The following is a 21,349-nucleotide window of genomic DNA, read 5'->3' on the forward strand; positions in this document are numbered from 1 at the left end:
CACGCGACAGAATTTCATCGCGGACAATTCAACTGAGAGGAGATAAAAGTATCGGGGGGGCGGGTTTATGAGATTGTAGATTATAGGCAATTATTGTTAGTGAACCCGCCCCTACAAAATTCATACAAGTCTCAATCAGGCCGGACATGATATCATTTTTAAGCAAATCGATCGGGAGACAAAAGCTCGATCGCCCTATCTTCTTCTCCCCCCGCCCAATTAGCAAATCGCTCAGCCAAAGCAGGTACAATAGCCAAAGGATTGCTGAGACCCGAAAAAACGTTCAATCCAGGGCGATCGGCGATCGGCCCCACTACAGGCAAATTATCAGCGCTAAATGCCACACTACACTCGTGCCAAGTTGCAGGTAAACCTGCCAAATCAGGCAAAACCTTGCCGATTCCTGCACGAATTGCCGTTTCGCTGGTTTCTCGATCGACTTTAGCATTCAAATCGCTCAAAGTGCGCGACAATTGCCCGATCCGCAAACTGCCATCATTAAATTGAATGGCACCCGAATCTAAAATCGGTGACAGCAACTCTTTACCAGGTTCATCCCAAAGAAAATCCACCTCATTTCTACTCGATTCAGCTTCCAATTCAAAACGTTTTAATACCGCAGGCATCACCAAAGTTCTGAGTTTCAAATCCACAGGTGCAGTTTCCAAAATCTCCGTGCGAGTAAAATAAACTCCCACAGAAACACCAGCGGCTTTCAGTAAACTCCGACTCCAACCTCCAGCACAAATAACCGTATTTTCGCAGGCATAACTTTCCTGTACCGTCTTAACTCCCGAAATCCGATTTCCCTCTTCTATAAACCCAATTACTTCAGCAAATTCTATAGTTCCTCCCAACCGCAGAAACCCTTGACAATAAGCTTTATTTGTGGCAGTCGGCGAAATGTGACCGTGACGCACAGTCAGAGCTCCGGCGATCGCACTTTTATTCAACAAAGGTTCCAACTCGCCAGCTTCTGCAACACTCAAAAGCTGCGGAACGATCGCAAATTGCGCGTAATTAGCCGCCACTTTTTCTACATCATTGCCCGCATCAATTGTCAGCAACAAATCTAACTCGCGAAACTCAGTATCAGCATCTAATTGGGCCGATAAATGGCGGTGGCGTTCGATACCTTCCCGACACAATTGCCGAGTTAAATCAGTCGTTCCCGACCAATAAGCCAAGCCGCCATAACTAAAACGAGTAGCATTTTGCATGGTAGCATCTCGTTCCAAAAGCAGCACAGCAAAACCTTTTTTTGCCAGTTCGTAACTCAGTGACGCACCCGTAATGCCACCGCCGACAACAATCCAATCGTAACTTTTCATGGGCAACTCAAAGGGAAGGAAAATATCATGCTTAGATTTTAGCTTAGTTTTTTCGGAACAAATCGAAAAACCTCTACCTACAGGAAGAGGCTGTCTGCGATCGCCCTAACTGAAACTTCCACCCGTCGGGAGATGTTTGCGTAGAGATATTTTTCGTTCAATAGTAGGAATTAGAGTCAGCAAAAAATTAGAAATACCAGAGAGGTTTTTATGAGTATCGACAAACCAGGCAAAGATATGGAGCGCACGGTCAATCCGGGCGATCGTATTTCCGACCAACCGCAAACCATTGAAGAAAAAGCCCAGCAACTAGCGGTAGACCACGTACCCGACATCGTGGGAGATACAGTTACAGTTCCAACTTATGTAATCGTCGAAGAACCAGACGGGGAAAAGAAAGCTTTGCACCACGTCAAAGACGCCGACGAAATTTCTGACGTAATTCGGCAGGCCCGCGTTGACGAAAATGGCGAACGGGTTTGGGATTAAGTTCAATCCAATAAAAACGGGTTTTTTTGTACAAAAGTTATCGTAGAAATCATGGAAACAAATCCCAGAAATAGTACGCCCTATCCCAATCTTCCGCCGATTCTAGAAAGTCACGATACAGAGTACCGCGACGCCGGTATTACGAGTACGCTTTCAGTTGCAGGCCATCCCATCCACCCCATCATCGTCATCTTTCCGGTAGCCTTTTTAGTAGGAGCCGCCGGCACGGACATCGGTTATTGGCTGACAAGCGATCCGTTTTGGGCGAGAGCTTCGGTTTGGCTGATGGGTGTGGGTTTCGCTGCGGGGATTTTGGCCGCAATCACGGGCTTTTTAGATTTTTTCAAAGTTAAAAGAGTGCGCGATCGCAGTGCCGGTTGGTTGCACATGGGCGGCAATGTGGCGGTTATGGTACTTACCCTGATTAACTTGCTATTGCGACAAGAAAATCCGGCGGAGCCGATCGTATACACAGGTTTAGCAATATCGATCGTCGTAGCAACTTTGCTGGGCGTTACAGGCTGGTTCGGCGGCGAACTAAGTTTTCGCCACAAAATCGGCGTCATCGGCCCTACCAGTCATAATTCCTAGGTTTCTGACCATTTTTAGTAGGGAATTCCGTCCCTCTTCATTGGATAATTTAGGACTAAAATCTTGACTACAAACTTAAAGATTGTCCCAGCCAATTGAGATAAGCATCGCTGCCAGCGATAATAGGAATAGCAATAATTTCGGGAACTTCATAGGAATGGAGTTCCTGAACTTTTGTTTTTAAAGCCTCAAATTTAGCCAAATCAGTTTTAATCAGCAACTGCCACTCTGACTCGGAATGAATCTCGCCTTGCCAACTATAAATCGAGCGAATTGGTGACAAACTCACACAAGCAGCCAGCTTGTTTTCAATTAGAGATTTCGCGAGATTCTCCGCTTCCGCCTCCGATGCCGCAGTTACCAGCACCACCCCAAAATTAATTGTCATAGTAATCAGTGAACAGTCAATCGATTTTAGATTTTAGATTTTAGATTTTCGATTTTCGATTTTAGCATTGACTTGCGCGAGATAAATTCGGGGGATCCTTTATCGGATACAGGTTTTTTATTTCTGGACAGATGAATCACGTGGCGGGTATCCTGGATGCGGGAATTGTCAACAGTCAACAGTCAACAGTCAACAATCAACCGTTAATCTCATTAACTTCCCAAGAATTGACTCTGCCAGCCCCAGCTAAGGAAAAATAGCGCCTAGTAGATTCCGGCAAAATAGCTCCCGTCAACAAAGCATTATCTAAATTAGTTCCTATTAACGTCGCCTCGCTCAAATCTGCCGCCATCAAATCTGCTTGAGACAACTTTGCCCAATTCAGATTTGCCCCTCTCAAACAACTTCCCCTCAACTTAGCCCCGGTTAAGTTTGCACCCGCCAACTTCACCCCACGCAACTGAGCCGCGCTGAAATTCGCCCCCGCCAAATTCGAGCCTTCCAAATTAGCTCCCATGAGTTTAGCTTCGCTCACGTTGACGCCGCTCAAATCTACACCGCAAAGATTCACCCCTGTCAACTGCGCTCGTCGCAGACTGACTCCGGTTAATTGAGCTCCAAAAAGTTTTGCACTATTGAGCCTTGCACCGTAAAGGTTGGCCCACTTAAAATTAGCTCCCGTCAGATTCGCGCCCAGCAAGTTAACTAATTGCAAGTCGGCGCTGCACAAATTGGCATTCCACAACACAGCACCCCGCAGGTTTGCGCCAGTTAAAGTTGCGCCGCTTAACTTTACCTTGGGCATTTTTGCTTTTACCAAAAAAGCTCCACTCAAATTAGCTTTTGTCAAATCTGCACCAGAGAGTTGGGTTTCACCCATTTTGGCAAAACTCAGATTTGTTCTGTGCATCTGTGCATCTTTGAGTGTTGCTTTGGTGAGAAACGCCCTACTGAGGTTCGCCCCGGAAAGATTAGCTCGCGAAAGGTTGACTCCGATTAAGATTGCTCCGCTGAGGTCTTTCCCGCTGAGGTCGGCTCCAGTAAAGTCTCTTTCTCCTTTTTCGTAATTGTTGAGCAGTTCGCTAACTTCCATAGGGCATCATACCTTCTATGATTGGGGGGTTTCGATCCAGAAATCTTTACTGTTAAGGTTGTTTCAGAAAGGAAACTGTTTCAGAAAGGAAACTGTTTTAGCGTTTGCCTCAAACGGTATAAATTTCATTAACATCACTTTCTGTTTAAAGGCAATCTCTTAATAAAGATTTTATATCTTCCTCGCGGTAGCGATCCCAGTTTCGGTATTTTTGAATTAAAAATTAATGTTTCTTGACATAGATAGTCATTCCTTAACGATCGCCTGTAATTCGCAACTTCAGGCGCAGCGTGCCCTTGAATCCTGCAGGAGGTTGCCAGGAACTCAAGGCCCTCTTGAGAGTTTCTACGGCGTCTGTTGCTTGCAGCGTCGAGGTTTTAGTGTCGAGCGCCAATCGGGCAACGCGGCCGTCTTGTACCAATAACTTCCACACCGTTTCACCGCTAACCCCCGCCGGGAGATTAACAGATTGCAGGTATTGACTCAAAGCCGCGATCGCCCCGGCATCCAACCCTTCGACGCTAACTACTTGGAGGCGAGAAGCCAAAGGCTTCGGGCGTTGCAACTCACCGTAACCTTGCTGCTGCGCCATAGCAGGAGCTGGACTCACCGGTGCCGAGTTGCGAGTCGAGGTAACGCTGCGAGTGCCGCCCCTAGTTGGCTCTTCCCCTCCCGACTCGAAAATACCCTCGTAGCTGACACCCTGCGGCAATTCCACAGGCACTTGCACGCGGCGACGAGATCCATCTGGTTCCACTCGCACTTCTTCGCTCACAGCCACAAAAGCCGTGTATTCCGACAGCAAGCGATAAGTCAGAGCAGTATTAGTCACAGCTTCCACCAGAGATTTAGTCTCGCCACCAAACATTTGATTCATTAAATCTTTAATGCGCGATCGCCCCCAAAGTTGAGCTACCGCCGGATTGCCAAAATCCGTAGCGGTTGCTGCGACGGAAGTAGACTCTCGCTGCCGCCCGCCGGATTGAGCAAAATTAACAGGTAAAACTTGCTCGTAAGCTTTGCCACCTGCAAGAGTGCCGCGGATGCGAAGTTGGCCGTTAGTTCGATCGGCCTTTTTGCCAAACAAAACCAGTGGCCCACTCGCAAACAAGTCTGGGGGCGCGATCGGATAAATCTCCGGTTTTTCCCCCACTCCTTCCCAACTAATTTGAATATTAGTCAATACCGGACGATTAATTTCACGAAAAAACTTTTCTGTCGCTTCTGCCGACGGTTCATCTTGACGAATTACTTGAGAAGTGCCTCTTCCCACTTCCGCCAAACGGTTGAGCAAAAACCGATTCACCGAACCGCCAACACCAAAACTATAAAGTCGATTTCCTGGTTTCAGACTCTGCTGAACCAGAGCCAGCACTTCATTTTCATTACCAATGTAACCATCCGTAATTAATACAATACTCCGCAGCCTTCCCGTAGCCGCCGCCGGAAAATTCATCACTGCTTGAAGGCCGTTAAGCAGTTCACTGCCACCGTTAGCCTGCAACTTTTCGATATAATTAATTGCGCTTTGTCGATTTTCTGCCGTATTCGCTAAAGGAGTAGTTGAAAGCGCTTGCGTAGTGTTGGCAAAATCAATAATAGTAAAAGTATCGTTGGAATTCAACCCTTGAATAAAGCGGCGCATCAACTCCTTAGATTTTGCTAGTGGCTCGCCCTTTTGAGAACCGGAAGTATCCATCAGAAACACGACATCTTTAGGTACAATTTCATTATTTTTGTAATTTAATGCCGGAATTAAATAAGTAGCAAAATGACCGCCCCGCTGGTCGGATTGAGTCAAGACAGTTGCGCGCGTATTTTCGCCCGCCACTCGATAGCGCAAAATTAAATCTTTATTGGGAATTGTGTCAGAATTGGCTAATTGGACTTGCACAATATTTCCCCTGCGGTCAGTTGTAATTTGATGGGAAGTAGAGCGGACATCGCCGATCGCAACTCCGGCATCTATTTCTACCGAAACAGCAATATTGTGACCCGATCGCGCTCCCGGAGGCAAAACAGGCGGGTTAATGCGATCGGCATCGGTCGAATTTCCCGAAATATAGCGAGGCCCTACCACCATTGGAAACACAAATTCGTAATCGCCGCCGACAAATTTGAGACTTTCGGTGTAGCGAATCGTAACTTCAATTTTTTCTCCCGGTTTGATATTAGCCAGAGACTGAGTAAAAATATTGGATCGTTCTTGTTCCAACAAACCTGCACTCCGGCCTTGCTTTCTGGCTTGTTCGTACATTTCCAAAGCTTCCTCCCGGCGTTTGATATCAGCTTTAATAGTTCGTGAGCCTATTTTAATTTCCATATCGTCCACCGCTGCTTCGTCGGGCAAAGGAAATACATAAACAGCTTCTATAGATTCGGGAAAAGGATTTTCAAACTTCTGAACAACTTCGACGCGGGAGATATTGCCAGCTATTTTGGCTTTAACTTCAGTCTGTTTCAGAGGAAAGACTTGTTCTGGCGTCGTGTTGGGAGTTTTGACGAACAAACCGCCGACTGGACAGGGAGTTTCGGGCGATCGTCCGCCATTGCAATTAACATCGTTACTAGCGAGGATTTTCGGCGACACAGACGAATAATTTTCCCCAAGAGCATTTGCCCGCGCCCCATTGGGAGCGAGCCACACGCCACACTCGATGGCTGCGAGCAATGCGATACCAGTACAAAGCAACCGTTGAGGGGATAGAACGCAGACAAACTTCATAGCTGTTTTTTTTTAGCAGACTTGAGGTGCTTTGTTTACCATGACTTTACCATTGCCGAAACGTTCCTCAGTTAGCTTTTTGGGAAAAATGACTGAGCGCGTAGGGCTGATTTTAGATTTTAGATTTTAGATTAACTCTACAGGCGCTCATGGGGGAGTGGAACTTTTGTCTAGACTGCTGTGGGCTTGCATCCGTATTTGGGTGAAGTCGGTTGGGGCGATCGTCCGCGAACCCAACCTAGAAGATTGTATGATAGTTAAATAATTAAATAACTCTAACCTCAACCTCTCAATCTCTAATAAATTGAAAAAGCCATGAATTTTATTAACCCCAAAACCGACTTTGCATTTAAAAAAATCTTCGGCTCGGCTGACAGCAAAGACATTTTGATTAGCTTCTTAAATGCCATCCTCTACGAAGCGCTGCCGGTCATCGAAGATTTAGAAATTCTTGACCCTTATTTAGCTCCCAAAATCAAAGGAGTCAAAGATACTTACTTGGATGTCAAAGCAAAAATTGGTGGCAGCAAAACTGTGATAATTGAAATGCAGGTATTGAATGTAGAATCCTTTGAGAAGCGGATTTTATACAATGCTACCAAAGCTTACTCAGTGCAATTAAAAAGCGGAGAAAACTACAACCTCTTAAATCCCGTGATTGCGTTGACGATTACAGATTTCCAAATGTTTGAGCATCTGGAAACAGTAATTTCGCGGTTTTGTATCAAAGAAAAAAACAACTTAGTCGAGTATTTGGCGGATGAATTAGAATTTGTCTTTGTTGAGTTGCCCAAATTTGACAAGACTTTAGCAGAATTAGAGACTCTGACTGACAAGTGGATATATTTCATGAAAACCGCTCGCACGTTAAGGTCTGTGCCGGAAGAGTTGGGAAATGTACCGGAACTCCGCAAAGCTTTTACAATTGCCAATGAAGCAAATCTCGATCCTGATGAATTGGAGGATTTAGAAAGGCGAGAAATTTTTATTCAAGACCAGCGCGGTGCAATTACCAAAGCTACCAGAATCGGGATAGAACAAGGAATCAGACAAGGCATCGAACAAGGCATCGAACAAGGCATTGAACAAGGCATTGAACAAGGCATCGAACAAGGCATCGAACAAGGCATCAAACAAGGAAATATGACATTAATTGTTCGTCAGTTGGAGCGCAGTGTCGGCGTGCTGTCGCCGGAGTTCAAAACCAGCATAGCTCAGTTATCCGCTCAGCAATTAGAGAATCTAGGAGAGGCACTATTAGACTTTGCCAGTTTGTCAGATTTGACAACTTGGTTGCAAGCACATAACAATCGTCAATAATTTGGTCAAATGGGTGTAGGGGGCAATCCCCCGTGGTTGCCCTTATGGATTACCAAAAACTTGGGTCTAAAGCCCCATCCTTTTAGAACGGCTTAGTGTTAGTATCTTAGCGTAGCGATTTTCCACGTAAGATGTTCGTTCTAGAATTCAAGGCGAAAGGAAAACCAAATCAGTACGCAGCAATAGACGAGGCAATTAGGACTGCTCAGTTCGTTCGGAATAAGTGCATCCGTTTCTGGATGGATAACCGAGGTGTTGGGCAAAAAGACTTGTATCGGCACAGCACTGCGCTCAGAGAAGAGTTTCCTTTCGTCAAAACCTTGAATTCTAGTGCTTGCCAAGCGTCAGTCGAGAGAGCTTATTCTGCAATTGCTCGGTTTTACGACAACTGCAAGAAAGCTCTTCCCGGAAAGAAAGGTTATCCGACTTTTAAGAAAAACTGTCGCTCAGTTGAATATAAAGTGAGCGGCTGGAAACTTTCAGAAACCCGCAAGCAAATCACTTTCACTGACAAGAAAGGAATTGGTAAGCTCAAACTAAAAGGAACGTGGGATCTAAACTTCTACCAGCTCGATCAAATAAAACGGGTACGCTTGATCCGTCGCGCTGACGGTTACTACGTTCAGTTTTTGATCGGTGCTGAAAACGAAGTAGATACGACGCCGACTGGTAAAACACTCGGTTTGGACGTAGGGCTCAAAGAGTTTTATACAGACTCTAACGGTCACTCTGAACCAAACCCCCAGTTTTATCGAACCACTGAGAAACGGTTAAAGTTTCGACAGCGCCGCGTTTCTCGTAAAAAGAAAGGCTCTGCCAACCGCAAGAAAGCAATTAATCGATTAGGAAGAGTACACCTCAAAATAAGTAGGCAACGCGAAGAACACGCTAAGAGACTGGCGCGTTGCGTAATCCGATCTAACGATTTGGTCGCCTACGAAGATTTGAGGATTAAAAACTTAGTAAAGAATCACTGTCTCGCCAAATCGATCAATGATGCGGGTTGGTATCTATTCAGGAAGTGGCTGGAGTATTTTGGAGTAAAATTTGACCGGGTGACGGTTGCCGTCAATCCAGCATATACTTCGCAAAAATGTTCTAACTGCGGTGCAATCGTAAAAAAAACCCTATCCGTAAGAACCCATGTTTGTGAATGCGGGTTCGTTATGGATAGGGATTGGAATGCTGCGATTAATATCCTGAAATTAGCCTTGAGTACGGTAGGGCATACCGGAACTTGGGTCAAAGACCCGAACGCTTTGGGAGATTCGACCTCTACTTTGGCTGGAGAAATCCTGTCGCAAGCAAGTTGAGTCTACGAACAAAGAATCCCCGCTGCTTTAGCACCGGGAGTGTCAACTATGTCACATTTGAGTCTGACCTGACATTGAAACATCTAAAGTCGAAAATCCTATGAGCAAATTTGTGTTTGTGACTGGTGGCGTGGTTTCCAGCATCGGCAAGGGAATTGTCGGTGCTTCCTTGGGCCGCCTATTAAAGTCGCGGGACTATTCAGTCTCGATTTTGAAGCTAGACCCCTATATTAACGTTGACCCCGGCACTCTGAGCCCGTTTCAGCACGGAGAAGTCTTTGTCACGCAAGATGGTGCGGAAACTGACTTGGATTTGGGGCACTACGAGCGTTTTACCGACACTTCCATGTCTCGCCTCAATAGCGTCACCACGGGTTCCATTTATCAAGCGGTGATTAACAAAGAACGCCGCGGTGAGTATCAGGGGAGCACGGTGCAGGTGATTCCGCACATTACTAACGAGATTAAAGATCGAATTCACCGGGTAGCAAAAAATACCAATCCCGATGTGGTGATTACGGAAATCGGCGGAACGGTGGGAGATATTGAATCTTTGCCGTTTTTGGAGGCAATTCGCCAGTTTCGCAAGGATGTCGGTCGGCAAAATGTTGTGTATATGCACGTCACGCTGATACCTTGGATTCCTTCGGCTGGGGAGATGAAAACTAAACCGACTCAGCATTCGGTGAAGGAATTGCGGTCGATCGGCATTCAACCAGATATTTTAGTCTGTCGGTGCGATCGCCCGCTGTCTTTGGGCATGAAACAGAAATTGTCGGAATTCTGCAACGTCCCCGAAGAATGTGTCATCACCGCTCAAGATGCTAAAAGTATCTACGAAGTGCCGCTGATGATGGAACAGGAAGGTTTGGCGGAACAAACGCTCAATTTGCTGCAACTCGAACATCGCCAGCCAGATTTGCATCAGTGGCAAACTTTAGTCAACAGGCTTTACAGTCCCAATCACAAAATTGATATTGCTTTAGTTGGCAAATACGTGCGGTTGAACGATGCTTATCTTTCGGTGGTCGAAGCTTTGCGGCACGCGGCAATTGCGATCGGCTGCGACCTGAATTTACACTGGATTAACTCAGAAGATTTAGAATCGGGAAACCTCGATAATTATCTCAAAGGTATCAACGGCATTCTTGTACCCGGAGGTTTTGGGGTTCGGGGAGTTGACGGCAAAATAGCGGCGATCGAATATGCTAAACACCACAAAATTCCATTTTTGGGATTGTGTTTGGGGATGCAGTGTGCTGTGATTGAATGGGCGCGCAACATCGCTCAACTAGAGGATGCCAACAGCGCTGAATTTAACCCAGATACAGCAAATCCGGTAATTAATTTATTGCCAGAACAGCAAGATGTAGTCGATTTGGGCGGTACAATGCGACTGGGTTTGTATCCGTGCCGTGTCAACCCAGACACGCTAGCTTTCAAACTTTATCAGAAAGAAGTGATTTACGAGCGGCACCGCCATCGGTACGAATTTAACAACGCCTACCGCAATCTTTTCTTAGAATCAGGTTATGCAGTCTCCGGTACATCTCCAGACGGCCGCTTGGTAGAAATGATCGAATTTCCCAACCATCCCTTTTTCATAGCCTGCCAATTTCACCCCGAATTCCAATCTCGACCTAGCGCCCCCCACCCCTTGTTTCAAGGGTTTATCCAGGCCGCTAGCATCCAGGGAAAGCAGGATGTTTTAGAAGATGAGGATCGCGACTTGGTGGCCGAGAAAGTTGCAGCAAACTGATCTCATATCATGTGCGATCGATTAGTTCTGATATATTAGATGTCTGTAGGGGCGGTTCAGAGTACACAATATTCAAATCGCCCCGGCAATCGACATTACAAAACCCGCCCAACAGACCAATAGGATTTGATAGGGGTTGCACTTATCGGACTAGATATCGGGCAGCATTCTCAACGAGTGAAAAACCTCCCCCCCAACCCCTATGCTAGGGCTGGGGGGCTAGTACCACAAGGGAGAAGGCAGAAGGTAAAAATGCAATACGGTTCAGTTAAGCTCGATCCCCTGGCGCCTAGGGCGGGCACAGGGGCACCGCCCCTACAAAGGGGAGTAGGGGGTGGGACAAGAACTTACTCTTGCGTCCCCCTTGGGAAGGGGGATTTAGGGGGATCTCGCCCGGAATAAATAGTTTTAACCCAAGCGTATTGGGTAAAAATGCTGATATTTTTACTTAACTTTTTAGCTTGGATTTCAATGGTGATACCAGTAAAAAAAAATGTAACTTTAGGCAACTTCCCAACCCCGATAGTCATCAGTCATGCCCAATCTAAAATCTAAAATCTAAAATCTAAAATGGTATGAGTTGTCAAACTATCCTAAAATACCAGGAAACACAGGTTTGAGGAGGCTTTGTGGCTTATTGGAGCAAAATTACTTATGAGAAAAGTACATACATAATTGACCTTGACACTATTAGTGCTTTTTCTAGCGAACTGGATAACAAGCGTCTCACCTTTTGGCTGCCTAATAGCAGTCAGCCGATTATCCTCAATCCCCAAGGCAATTCTGAGGCTTACAAGCAAGTTCTCGATTACCTCAAAAAAACCATCGATCGCAATTCGAGAGGTTCGTGGATTAAAATTCATTATGACCGCAAAGAATTTGCGATCGATATGAGTCGAATTAGCTCTTTTGCTTGCGAACAGAACGGTCGGCTAAGCTTTTGCCTGCCGGACAGCGCAACTAATATTATTATCCTGCGCCAAAACAACCCGGAAACTTATCAAGAAATTCAGGAATACATTAAAAATACCACTGGACAATCTCTGCCATGAAGCAGTCATTAGTCATTAGTTGTTAGTCATTAGTCATTAGTCGTTAGTTGTTAGTCATTAGTCATTAGTCATTAGTCATTAGTCATTAGTTATAAGTATGAACAATGAAGGAGGAAGGAAGACTATTTTTAGTAAATCCTAACATTCATTTTATTTTTTTTTGGGGTAAGGTGCTTAGGTTGCACCCTAAGTTTAGATATGAAAAAAGCGCAATAAACTGCGCTGCTTTTTGAAATTTTAACTATTGAACAAGCTGCCAAGCTAATTTTGCTGCCCCTACAATGCCTGCTTGATTGCCCAATTCAGCCACCAATAACTGTAAATCCTCGCGAGAACTCGGCAGTACACGTTGCTCAATTTCTTGTCGAACCTTCGGCAAGAAAAATTCTGCACCTGCACTAATTCCACCGCCGATAATAATAGCTTCCGGCGTCAAAATATAAATGAGACTTGCCAAACCGATACCCAGATAGCGCCCGTAATTTTGCCAAAATTCTAAAGCTTTGGCATCTTCCGACTTAGCTAGATTTGCTAATTCTAGCGGTTCCAAACCCGTTTCGCGGCGAATTGCTTGCACCGAAACGTACTGTTCTAAAGAACCGCGATTGCCGCTGTTGCACTCCGGGCCGTCGGGATTTATAGTAATCAATCCTAGTTCTCCGGCCGCGCCTTGATGACCTACAAATAGTTTGCCGTCTAGGATAACTGCACCGCCGACTCCTGTACCTAAAGTTATTAAAATTAGGTCTTTAAAGTGCCTTCCTGCGCCCAACCAAGCTTCTCCCAATCCGGCACAGTTGGCATCATTTGCTAATATTGTCGGCAGTCCGGTTTTAGCTTCCAACCAGTCAGCGAGGGGGACGTTATGCCAGTTTTTGAGGTTAATTGCTACTCTGGCTATGCGGCCGGCGGCGTCTGCAGGGCCTGGAGTGCCGATGCCGATCGCACTTACAGCATTTTCCACCGGATTCAGTTGTAAAATAGCATCGGTCATCGCAGCTAAAACGGCTTCTGGCGTTGCCGGTTGAGGAGTTGGAACAGTTAAGGATTGGTGACAAATGCCGTCTTCGCTAAATCTGCCGAGTTTAATTGCGGTTCCGCCTAAGTCAATGCCGATTACTTGTGTCATTCGATTTGAGTTTTGGATGCAAGGATTTGGGATTAATCCTCATAGGATAAACATATTTTAAGGTGCGGACTGTACACATTACCAAGTAAGTTTGTAGTGATAATTTAAATCCTCCAACTTCTATTTTAGTCTATAATACTTAGCGACAAAAAATGGGTTAATTATTAATACTATCATACCGATCGCAATTCCTAGCAAAAATTATGGATACCAGCGAGTTCGCCTATTTAATTTCGCCTAACTTACGTTGCGCTACCTCTCGGTTGTGCAAAGCATCGTGATAGTCTGGTTGGAGAGCAATTGCCTGGGTATAAGATGCGATCGCATCTTCAAATCTTCCTAAATTATACTGCTCATTCCCTCGATCGCACCACGCTTTCGCCTCTACATTAACTTCCGATTCTGCCTCCGCAGCCTCAGCGCCTCTGCGGTTCCCTTCCCCAGAAAAACCCAAACCATCCCCAACAAACACCGCCTCAATTACCATCCCCTTTGTCTCCTCCTCCTCAACCTCCGGCAGCGGAAACCGTGTCAATATCTCCCGCCCAATTCTCCTCGCCACCTCTGACAATTCCCCGCTGCCAATTCTACCTAACAAAACCAGCCGCTGCGCCAATTCCTGAAGCGATGCCACCGCATCCGTAGGGGCGGTGCCCCCGTGCCCGCCCTGCAGGTTTTCCCCCTCTAACAATCGAGTCCCAAACCGTCGCAGCCAAGCAGCCAATTCACCATCTTTAAGGCGTTTTGCGATTAAGAATCCCGCTACATCTCCTCGACTCCAACCGACATTCACCCCTTCCAGGATTTCCATGAATTTCGACTCGTATTCCGCGTCAGTTTGGGTGGGGCGGGGCGCAGGTGGTGGCGGCGGTGGTGGGGGTGCGGTTCCTAATAGGCGCTGGATGAGTCGTTTGAGGAATTGCCAAATTTTGTTTAGCATTTGTGGGGATGGGTTGGGTTGTTTCTATTTTATACGAATGCGGACAGGTTTGTCGGTATCTGCGATGGGAAAGGGGCGGGTGTTTGAGTATCTGGGATCGGTGGGTGCGGGTTGATGAATTATGCTATTTGATGATATAAATTTCGGCTAACCCGCCCTACCAATTTTGCTATTTTAGATGTATTATTTTATTATCAAATACCGTAGGGGCGGGTTCGCCCACAATCTATAATTCCCATCCCAAATATTTATAAACCCGCCCCTACCCAACCAACTAACCCATATTACCAAATACCGTAGATAGAGTGAATATCGAAGAAACCGGGTTTTTTCCTAATCTGCGGATTATCGCGAATATTTTTTGTAAAAACCCGGTTTCTGGCCACTCGCTTTGTTCCTACTTTAAAAGCGGATAATACAGTTCTCCTGTTGAGTTGATATAACCGGCCCGATCGCCCGCTAAATCCCCCGTTCCCATAAATACATCAACTCTCCCCGCGCCTTTGATTGCGCCGCCAGTATCTTGATCCAAAACGTACCGATTCACGGCATTTTGTTCGAGTTGTCCTGCCGCATTCGGATAAGGGAGTTTTGTACTAATTAATGCTAGCGCACCTGGTGGCATTAAGGCTTTGTCCGTGGCGATCGACCTTTCGGCAGTTACTGGCACTCCAATGCTTCCTGTGGCTGGAGCTCCATTACTATCCCGGAAGAATACAAAGCTTTCATTTTTCGGCAAATATTTGTTCATATCTGCGGGAAAGTTGGTAAAATATTCCCTTAGTTTCGGCAAAGTTAACTCTTCTAAAGTAAACTTTCCGTCTTTAACTAATTCTCGTCCGACTCCTGTATAACTGTGACTGGTTTTGCCTGCAAAACCGACGGTCATCTCGCTACCATCTGTTAGTTGCAATCTCGCAGAACCTTGGACGTGCACGAGAAATGCTTGGAATCGATCGCGCAACCAAACTAATTCTAATCCTCGCAGCAATCCTTTACTTGCCTGCAAAGCATCTGCGCCTTCTAATTGCAATCTTGTCGGGTGAGGTTTCGGCCAAGATGCCATGTTTGGCGGCATCCGGTACAGGGGATAACGGTATTCGGAATTCGGCGTCCGAGATGCTGCGTAAGTCGGCTCGAAATAACCTGTAAATGCTACTGTTCCTTTGCCGTCTTTGCCCGTGGATTTGTAAAATACAAATTCGCGCTTGACAGATTCCTGAAGTTGTGCTGGGGTTGTGGAACTGACAACTAATTGGCGGAATCGATCGAGGGAACGGCGGACTTGATCGCGCGTAACTCCTGCTACTGGATAGCGGCTGTAAGCAGTGGCGGCGGCTGATGTATTGAGATAGCGCAGGCTGTGGTCGATCGACCTTAACAGCAATTCTTTATCGCCCGGTTTGCCATTTTCGCCCCAGATTTGAGCGTCAAAGGCGATCGACTCCAACTCACTCGCTTGCAATTGATTTATACTAATTGGTTGCAGCGACGGAACTGCAACGGCTGGCACCGAAAAAGCGATCGCCAAAACGCAACAGGCGATCGCTAATAGCTGATAGCGAAAAATCTTGCTCAATTTCCAATCTTCCCTACTCAATTGATTATTTTCCTTATTCATCGTATCGTTCGACGCTAGAAGTAAATATCGGTTCTACGCGAATTGCGAGAACACTGGTAGGCCGAACTACCATGTATTCGCCTTGAATATTTTTAATCGGGACGTTAAGAAATTCTCTTGAATCTTGTTTCGGCACCAGCGTACTGCTGTACCACTTTTGAAAATCTTGCAGGGTTGCGAAACGCACTTCTTCGCGGTGGCCGCCATCAAGCAGCAGGTGTACGGAATATTCGCTTGGTGTTCTAGGCATAGCAGATGGGGAGAGTTGTTGGAGGACAATCAAAAATCAAAAATCAAAAATTGATGTGGTTGCCTTCAAGCAGCAGGTGCAAGGAATATTCGCACTTGAGTTGTAGGCATATCTGTATTTTAGATTTTTGATTTTAAGCTTTTGGAACGATTCCATATTTTACCCCTTCCTCGGCGCATTCCCTCATCTAGTGGGTTGGATTGAGGGAGAGGGAGAGGGGGGGAGAGGGAGAGGGGGAGAGGGGGAGAGTGGGAGAGTGGGAGAAGGGGAGGGTGGGAGAGACCAGAGAGTTGTTGCAGGAAAATCTCAATCTTAAATCTTAAATCTAAAATCGATTGAGTTGCAGGAGGAAAACCCCAATCTAAAATCTAAAATCTAAAATCTAAAATCGATTGACGGCGGCCCCCCTCTGCGGCTACGCTGTGAAAATAAGGCTGCTTTCCTCAAGGAGGAAGCAGCCCGCGTCGCTCAAAAATCTAGTTGCACTGCCCAAAGCTGTTACCAGCAGCAATGGACAGCTACCGCCAAACTGAGTAAGCAGTATGGAGGCTAATGGAGAATTCTAACATTCTCTGTAGCCGCCCTGCTCTGTGTTAACGTGCGGGGCGGCTGGGTTTTTGGGTTTTCCTAGAAAACCAAAAACCAGGAGATCATATTATGTCACAGGAATTCGTGCCTGACGATAACTTTTCCGCGCGTCCAAATGACGACTCAGCAGTATCCGAACAGGAAGTCGTGCGGATAACGGTTGTCGGTTCCCGCGCCGCCGTGTTAGAAACCATCCACACCTTGTACCGACTGGGATTTGCCGCCGTCGGGGATTGGAGTCCGCCCCAGCGAGGCGCACAGCCGGGACAAGTTATAAGCGTACTCATTCGCCGATCGCGCAAAGCCTAAAAATAGGGTGAAATACGGTAGGGAAACCGTGTCTTTCGTTGTGTCAACAATCGCCTGAAACCATTGATAAATCTAGCTTTTAGCTAAGTCTAGATCCCCCTAAATCCCCCTGATTGTTGGGGAGTAGGGGTTGACTTTGAGAAGACTCTTGTCCCCCCCTTCTTAAGGGGAGTAGGGGTTGGCTAGGGGGGATCTAGATTTAATACTCAAACAACAGTCTGTGATTGGGTTTGACGTTAAGTTGACACCAATGGCTTCTTGGAGTGTCCCTACAATGATTAATCTGGCGGAATAAATGGATTGTGTATTTTAGAACACGATTTGACCGCAACACTTAAAATAGTCTTGATTTACCGATCGACTGCACCCTTTTCTCATCAATATTTCTGGTTAGCTGGGGGTGTCTGTGGGCCGGAGTTGCTAGGTTCTGCTTCCAAAAGGCTGAGAATGGTGCACAATTTCAAATTAACAACAAAACTTGCACTTTTTTGAGTAAGCTTTTGGGGGAACAGCTTAGAAAGCCTGTTTCTAAGAGTGATGCAAAATATCAATTAATCCTCAACCTTGTCCAATTACCAATTACGAACCTATGCCCCGTCGTCAAGACTTAAAAAAGATTCTTCTCATTGGTTCCGGCCCAATTGTTATCGGTCAAGCGTGCGAATTTGACTATTCAGGGACACAAGCTTGCAAAGCTTTGCGAGAAGAAGGTTTTGAAGTAGTGTTGGTGAATTCCAACCCGGCAACGATTATGACCGATCCGGAAACTGCCGATCGCATTTACATCGAACCTCTAACGCCGGCCATCCTCGAACAAATCATCGCTAAAGAAAGACCTCAAGCAATTTTACCGACTATGGGCGGTCAAACGGCGCTAAATTTAGCAGTTGCCGTCGCTAAAAATGGCGTTTTAGAAAAATACAACGTCGAGTTGATTGGTGCTAAATTGCCAGCAATTGAAATGGCAGAAGATCGGCTATTATTTAAGGAAGCGATGGCGCGAATTGGTGTCGCCGTTTGCCCTTCGGGAATTGCCAACACTCTCGACGAAGCCAAAGCCATTGGTCACCAAATCGGCAGTTATCCGTTAATTATTCGTCCTGCTTTTACAATGGGCGGCACGGGAGGCGGCATTTCTTACAATCAAGAAGAATTTGAAGAAATGGCACAAGGCGGGATTGATGCCAGTCCAGTCTCGCAAATTTTGATCGAACAATCTTTGATTGGTTGGAAAGAGTACGAACTCGAAGTAATGCGAGATTTGGCAGATAATGTAGTGATTATTTGTTCGATCGAGAATCTCGACCCGATGGGCGTCCACACCGGCGATTCGATCACCGTCGCCCCGGCGCAAACTCTCACAGACAAAGAATATCAGCGCCTGCGAGATGCTTCGGTGAAAATTATTCGCGAAATCGGAGTTGAAACCGGCGGTTCCAACATTCAATTTGCCGTCAATCCAGTCAACGGAGATTTCATCGTTATTGAAATGAACCCTAGGGTTTCCCGTTCCTCCGCCTTGGCCTCGAAAGCAACTGGTTTCCCTATTGCCAAAATGGCGGCAAAATTAGCGGTAGGTTACAGCCTAGACGAAATTTCCAACGATATCACCAAGAAAACTCCGGCGTCTTTTGAGCCGACAATTGACTACGTGGTGACGAAGATTCCCCGATTTGCCTTTGAAAAGTTCCCCGGTTCCGAACCGACTCTGACAACGCAAATGAAGTCAGTTGGGGAGGTAATGGCGATCGGGCGCAGCTTCAACGAATCCTTCCAAAAAGCCCTGCGGGGATTGGAAACAGGCCGCGCGGGTTTCGGCTGCGACAAACCGGAAAAGTTGCCGAGTTTGGAACAAATTCGCGCCGGATTGCGGACGCCAAATCCCGATCGCATTTTTACAGTTCGCCACGCGATGATGATGGGAATGTCGGTGGAAGATATCTTCGAGTTTACAGGAATCGATCCTTGGTTTTTGGATAAAATGCAGGAATTGCTGGAAACTGAGAAGTTCTTGAAACGAACGCGGTTGGAACAGTTGACAAAAGAGACAATGTTTGAAGTAAAGCAGTTGGGTTTTAGCGATCGCCAAATTGCTTACGCCACCAAAACATCGGAAGATCAAGTTCGCGCTTACCGCAAACAGTTAGGCGTCATTCCGATTTACAAAACAGTCGATACCTGTGCCGCTGAATTTGAAGCGTTTACACCGTATTATTATTCCACCTACGAAGCGGGTGCGGCTATTTGGGAATTGGGCGATGAAGAAAAGAAAGTTTCGCCTGTGGGCCACAGTCTCGCGCCGGAGTCGGAAGTTTTGCCTTCTACCAAGCGAAAAGTGATGATTTTAGGTGGCGGGCCCAACCGGATCGGACAGGGAATTGAGTTTGATTACTGCTGTTGTCACGCTTCCTATTCCCTAGGAGAAGATGGCTTTGAGACAATTATGGTCAACTCGAACCCGGAAACGGTTTCGACGGATTACGATACGAGCGATCGCCTGTATTTTGAACCGCTAACAAAAGAAGATGTTCTCAACATCATCGAAGCCGAAAATCCAGAGGGAATAATTATTCAGTTTGGCGGACAAACCCCACTGAAATTAGCGCTTCCTTTACAAAAAGCCCTCGAAAATCACCCCGATGTACAAACAAAAATTTGGGGTACTTCGCCGGATTCCATTGATACTGCTGAAGACAGGGAGCGATTTGAAAAGATTCTGCGCGAGTTGGATATTCAGCAAGCTGCTAACGGTTTGGCCCGTAGTTTTGAGGATGCTTTAATAGTAGCTCAACGCATAGGTTATCCGGTAGTGGTGCGACCGAGTTACGTATTAGGCGGCCGAGCCATGGAAATTGTTTATTCCGATACGGAATTGGAACGTTACATGACCTATGCCGTGCTGGTAGAACCCGATCATCCGATTTTAATTGATAAGTTTTTGGAGAATGCGATCGAGGTTGATGTCGATGCGATCGCCGATGTTACTGGCAATGTGACGATCGGCGGTATTATGGAGCACATTGAGGAAGCGGGAATCCACTCCGGCGACTCTGCTTGTTCTATCCCTTACCAAACACTTTCTGATGCAGCTTTGGTAACAATCCGTCGCTGGACTGTAGAATTAGCAAAATCCCTGAAAGTAATCGGGTTGATGAATATTCAATTTGCCGTTCAAGGGGAAGAAGTTTTCATTTTGGAAGCTAACCCGCGCGCTTCTCGAACAGTGCCTTTTGTCTCCAAGGCGATCGGAGTTCCCTTAGCAAAAATGGCCTCGCGAGTCATGTCTGGCAAAACTCTAGAAGCTTTGGGTTTTACTGAAGAGATTATACCCACTCATGTTTCGGTAAAAGAAGCTGTATTGCCCTTTGCTAAGTTCCCAGGAACTGATACCTTGTTAGGGCCAGAAATGCGATCGACCGGCGAAGTCATGGGAATTGACACCGATTTTGGTAAAGCATTTGCCAAAGCTCAATTAGGTGCTGGACAAATGATGCCGCTGTTTGGAACCGTGTTGGTTTCGATGCGCGATCGGGACAAACTAGCAGTTGTACCCGTTGTCAAGGAATTCTTAGAATTGGGTTTCCGAGTAGTCGCAACTCACGGGACACGCAAAGTTTTGCGAGAGCAAGGTTTAGAGGTAGATTTGGAATTGAAACTGCACGAAGGGCGGCCGAATTTGTTGGATTCGATCAAAAATGAGAAAATTCAACTAATTATCACCACACCTTCCGGCGAAGAATCCCGGGCCGACGGAATCTTTATCCGCCGCACAGCTTTGACTTACAAAATCCCGATTATTACCACAATAGCCGGTGCCAAAGCGACAGCAGCGGGAATTCGATCGCTCAAATCTCACCCGATGGAAGTAAAAGCAATTCAAGACTATTACCCGCAAGCCTAGACTGGGAAACACTCAAAGGTAGGGTGTGCAGGGCGCACTATTAGTGTCAACTGAAGCTTTTAGTCCGCCAGTCCTCCGGCTCACCCGGCAGTCCGCCAGGGAATGAATTCCCTGTCTGATAGCGAAAGTCCTCTCAAAGAGGACTGAAGAACTCATTAGTCTTCATAGCGAGGACTTTCGCTTTGAGGCTGTTGTTTCAAACCCTGCCGGACTGAGGGTTTAACGTTAAGTTCACACCAATGACCGCGCACCTTACCCTAAACATAAGGTGCGCGTCACCAAAACCTAATCTGCATCGGAATCCAAAACTCCGCTAGACAGCATCAACCTCGGCCAAACTAACAAGAAAAAGCCCATCCAAGCTAATAAAGGAATCGCGACTAAAACCGTTATCCAAACAGTTTTTAATAAAAACCAACTACCGCTAATCAGGCTAGTACCAGTTAAAAGAATCGACCAAGGCTGACACCACCAAGGTTTGTAACTCCAAGGACTAATAGCTTTTTGATTAGAAAGTTTATTATCAGAAATAGATTTCATATTTTTAGTA

17 protein-coding genes are annotated in these 21,349 nt (G+C 46.3%); 8 read left to right on the top strand and 9 right to left on the bottom strand.

All coding sequences use genetic code 11. The features are described 5' to 3' along the window. Positions 1-158 precede the first annotated feature (158 nt). Complete coding sequence (locus QUB51_RS01435; protein WP_333207930.1) at positions 159-1,331, bottom strand: FAD-binding oxidoreductase; 1,173 nt, start codon at positions 1,329-1,331, stop codon at positions 159-161. Between the two features lie 210 nt (positions 1,332-1,541). Here QUB51_RS01435 and QUB51_RS01440 point away from each other — a divergent pair, with 210 nt between their 5' ends. Next, positions 1,542-1,820: a hypothetical protein gene (locus tag QUB51_RS01440; RefSeq protein WP_333207928.1), complete on the top strand. Its 279-nt coding sequence runs from the start codon at positions 1,542-1,544 to the stop codon at positions 1,818-1,820. Positions 1,821-1,871: 51 nt separating this feature from the next. Further along, positions 1,872-2,411, top strand: a complete 540-nt coding sequence (locus QUB51_RS01445) for a DUF2231 domain-containing protein (RefSeq protein ID WP_333207926.1) — start codon at positions 1,872-1,874, stop codon at positions 2,409-2,411. A 67-nt stretch (positions 2,412-2,478) separates the two neighbouring features. Here the strand turns inward: QUB51_RS01445 and cutA are convergent, their stop codons facing one another. From cutA to QUB51_RS01460, 3 genes are all read right to left on the bottom strand, one after another. Then, positions 2,479-2,799, bottom strand: coding sequence for a divalent-cation tolerance protein CutA (gene cutA, locus QUB51_RS01450; protein ID WP_333207924.1), 321 nt, complete (start codon positions 2,797-2,799; stop codon positions 2,479-2,481). Positions 2,800-2,995: 196 nt separating this feature from the next. Continuing rightward, positions 2,996-3,892, bottom strand: a complete 897-nt coding sequence (locus QUB51_RS01455; RefSeq protein WP_333054310.1) for a pentapeptide repeat-containing protein — start codon at positions 3,890-3,892, stop codon at positions 2,996-2,998. 253 nt (positions 3,893-4,145) lie between these two features. After that, positions 4,146-6,617, bottom strand: coding sequence for a VIT domain-containing protein (locus QUB51_RS01460; RefSeq protein ID WP_333232926.1), 2,472 nt, complete (start codon positions 6,615-6,617; stop codon positions 4,146-4,148). A gap of 315 nt (positions 6,618-6,932) precedes the next feature. Between QUB51_RS01460 and QUB51_RS01465 the strand changes: the two genes are divergently transcribed. The 4 genes from QUB51_RS01465 to QUB51_RS01480 all read left to right on the top strand — a co-directional run bounded on the left by QUB51_RS01465 (position 6,933) and on the right by QUB51_RS01480 (position 12,061). Further along, entirely contained in the window at positions 6,933-7,937 is a 1,005-nt protein-coding gene (locus QUB51_RS01465) for an Rpn family recombination-promoting nuclease/putative transposase (RefSeq protein ID WP_333259498.1), read from the top strand. A 131-nt stretch (positions 7,938-8,068) separates the two neighbouring features. Continuing rightward, positions 8,069-9,250: a transposase gene (locus QUB51_RS01470; protein WP_333054304.1), complete on the top strand. Its 1,182-nt coding sequence runs from the start codon at positions 8,069-8,071 to the stop codon at positions 9,248-9,250. A 100-nt stretch (positions 9,251-9,350) separates the two neighbouring features. Continuing rightward, a complete protein-coding gene (locus QUB51_RS01475; protein ID WP_333207921.1) occupies positions 9,351-11,009 on the top strand; it encodes a CTP synthase in 1,659 nt (552 codons plus the stop codon). A gap of 629 nt (positions 11,010-11,638) precedes the next feature. After that, positions 11,639-12,061, top strand: a complete 423-nt coding sequence (locus tag QUB51_RS01480; protein WP_333149438.1) for a hypothetical protein — start codon at positions 11,639-11,641, stop codon at positions 12,059-12,061. A gap of 241 nt (positions 12,062-12,302) precedes the next feature. Here the strand turns inward: QUB51_RS01480 and QUB51_RS01485 are convergent, their stop codons facing one another. The 4 genes from QUB51_RS01485 to QUB51_RS01500 all read right to left on the bottom strand — a co-directional run bounded on the left by QUB51_RS01485 (position 12,303) and on the right by QUB51_RS01500 (position 16,001). After that, positions 12,303-13,190, bottom strand: a complete 888-nt coding sequence (locus QUB51_RS01485; RefSeq protein ID WP_333054299.1) for an ROK family protein — start codon at positions 13,188-13,190, stop codon at positions 12,303-12,305. A gap of 223 nt (positions 13,191-13,413) precedes the next feature. Beyond that, positions 13,414-14,130: a tetratricopeptide repeat protein gene (locus QUB51_RS01490; protein ID WP_333207920.1), complete on the bottom strand. Its 717-nt coding sequence runs from the start codon at positions 14,128-14,130 to the stop codon at positions 13,414-13,416. A 397-nt stretch (positions 14,131-14,527) separates the two neighbouring features. After that, entirely contained in the window at positions 14,528-15,751 is a 1,224-nt protein-coding gene (locus QUB51_RS01495; RefSeq protein ID WP_333259494.1) for a murein transglycosylase A, read from the bottom strand. Further along, the gene (locus QUB51_RS01500) at positions 15,744-16,001 is read right to left on the bottom strand and encodes a hypothetical protein (protein ID WP_333070949.1); all 258 of its coding nucleotides are present in this window, start codon (positions 15,999-16,001) and stop codon (positions 15,744-15,746) included. The genes QUB51_RS01495 and QUB51_RS01500 overlap by 8 nt, the downstream gene beginning before the upstream one ends. A gap of 657 nt (positions 16,002-16,658) precedes the next feature. Here QUB51_RS01500 and QUB51_RS01505 point away from each other — a divergent pair. Together QUB51_RS01505 and carB are read left to right on the top strand one after the other, a co-directional pair. After that, the gene (locus tag QUB51_RS01505) at positions 16,659-16,898 is read left to right on the top strand and encodes a hypothetical protein (RefSeq protein ID WP_333054294.1); all 240 of its coding nucleotides are present in this window, start codon (positions 16,659-16,661) and stop codon (positions 16,896-16,898) included. 589 nt (positions 16,899-17,487) lie between these two features. Continuing rightward, positions 17,488-20,799 carry a carbamoyl-phosphate synthase large subunit gene (gene carB, locus QUB51_RS01510; protein ID WP_333054411.1) on the top strand — a complete coding sequence of 1,104 codons (3,312 nt, stop codon included), beginning with the start codon at positions 17,488-17,490 and terminating at the stop codon, positions 20,797-20,799. A 285-nt stretch (positions 20,800-21,084) separates the two neighbouring features. Here carB and QUB51_RS01515 read toward each other — a convergent pair whose 3' ends face one another. Continuing rightward, on the bottom strand, positions 21,085-21,339 hold the full coding sequence (locus tag QUB51_RS01515; protein ID WP_333054293.1) for a DUF6737 family protein: 255 nt from the start codon (positions 21,337-21,339) through the stop codon (positions 21,085-21,087). Positions 21,340-21,349: the final 10 nt, after the last annotated feature.

This window comes from Microcoleus sp. AT8-A3, from assembly GCF_036705675.1.
Classification (GTDB): domain Bacteria; phylum Cyanobacteriota; class Cyanobacteriia; order Cyanobacteriales; family Microcoleaceae; genus Microcoleus.

Bases quoted from the DNA above. Each gene is read 5' to 3' on its own strand.
- QUB51_RS01435 (WP_333207930.1), bottom strand. From the start codon at position 1,331: ATGAAAAGTTACGATTGGATTGTTGTCGGCGGTGGCATTACGGGTGCG.
- QUB51_RS01440 (WP_333207928.1), top strand. From the start codon at position 1,542: ATGAGTATCGACAAACCAGGCAAAGATATGGAGCGCACGGTCAATCCG.
- QUB51_RS01445 (WP_333207926.1), top strand. From the start codon at position 1,872: ATGGAAACAAATCCCAGAAATAGTACGCCCTATCCCAATCTTCCGCCG.
- cutA (WP_333207924.1), bottom strand. From the start codon at position 2,799: ATGACAATTAATTTTGGGGTGGTGCTGGTAACTGCGGCATCGGAGGCG.
- QUB51_RS01455 (WP_333054310.1), bottom strand. From the start codon at position 3,892: ATGGAAGTTAGCGAACTGCTCAACAATTACGAAAAAGGAGAAAGAGAC.
- QUB51_RS01460 (WP_333232926.1), bottom strand. From the start codon at position 6,617: ATGAAGTTTGTCTGCGTTCTATCCCCTCAACGGTTGCTTTGTACTGGT.
- QUB51_RS01465 (WP_333259498.1), top strand. From the start codon at position 6,933: ATGAATTTTATTAACCCCAAAACCGACTTTGCATTTAAAAAAATCTTC.
- QUB51_RS01470 (WP_333054304.1), top strand. From the start codon at position 8,069: ATGTTCGTTCTAGAATTCAAGGCGAAAGGAAAACCAAATCAGTACGCA.
- QUB51_RS01475 (WP_333207921.1), top strand. From the start codon at position 9,351: ATGAGCAAATTTGTGTTTGTGACTGGTGGCGTGGTTTCCAGCATCGGC.
- QUB51_RS01485 (WP_333054299.1), bottom strand. From the start codon at position 13,190: ATGACACAAGTAATCGGCATTGACTTAGGCGGAACCGCAATTAAACTC.
- QUB51_RS01490 (WP_333207920.1), bottom strand. From the start codon at position 14,130: ATGCTAAACAAAATTTGGCAATTCCTCAAACGACTCATCCAGCGCCTA.
- QUB51_RS01495 (WP_333259494.1), bottom strand. From the start codon at position 15,751: ATGAATAAGGAAAATAATCAATTGAGTAGGGAAGATTGGAAATTGAGC.
- QUB51_RS01500 (WP_333070949.1), bottom strand. From the start codon at position 16,001: ATGCCTAGAACACCAAGCGAATATTCCGTACACCTGCTGCTTGATGGC.
- QUB51_RS01505 (WP_333054294.1), top strand. From the start codon at position 16,659: ATGTCACAGGAATTCGTGCCTGACGATAACTTTTCCGCGCGTCCAAAT.
- carB (WP_333054411.1), top strand. From the start codon at position 17,488: ATGCCCCGTCGTCAAGACTTAAAAAAGATTCTTCTCATTGGTTCCGGC.
- QUB51_RS01515 (WP_333054293.1), bottom strand. From the start codon at position 21,339: ATGAAATCTATTTCTGATAATAAACTTTCTAATCAAAAAGCTATTAGT.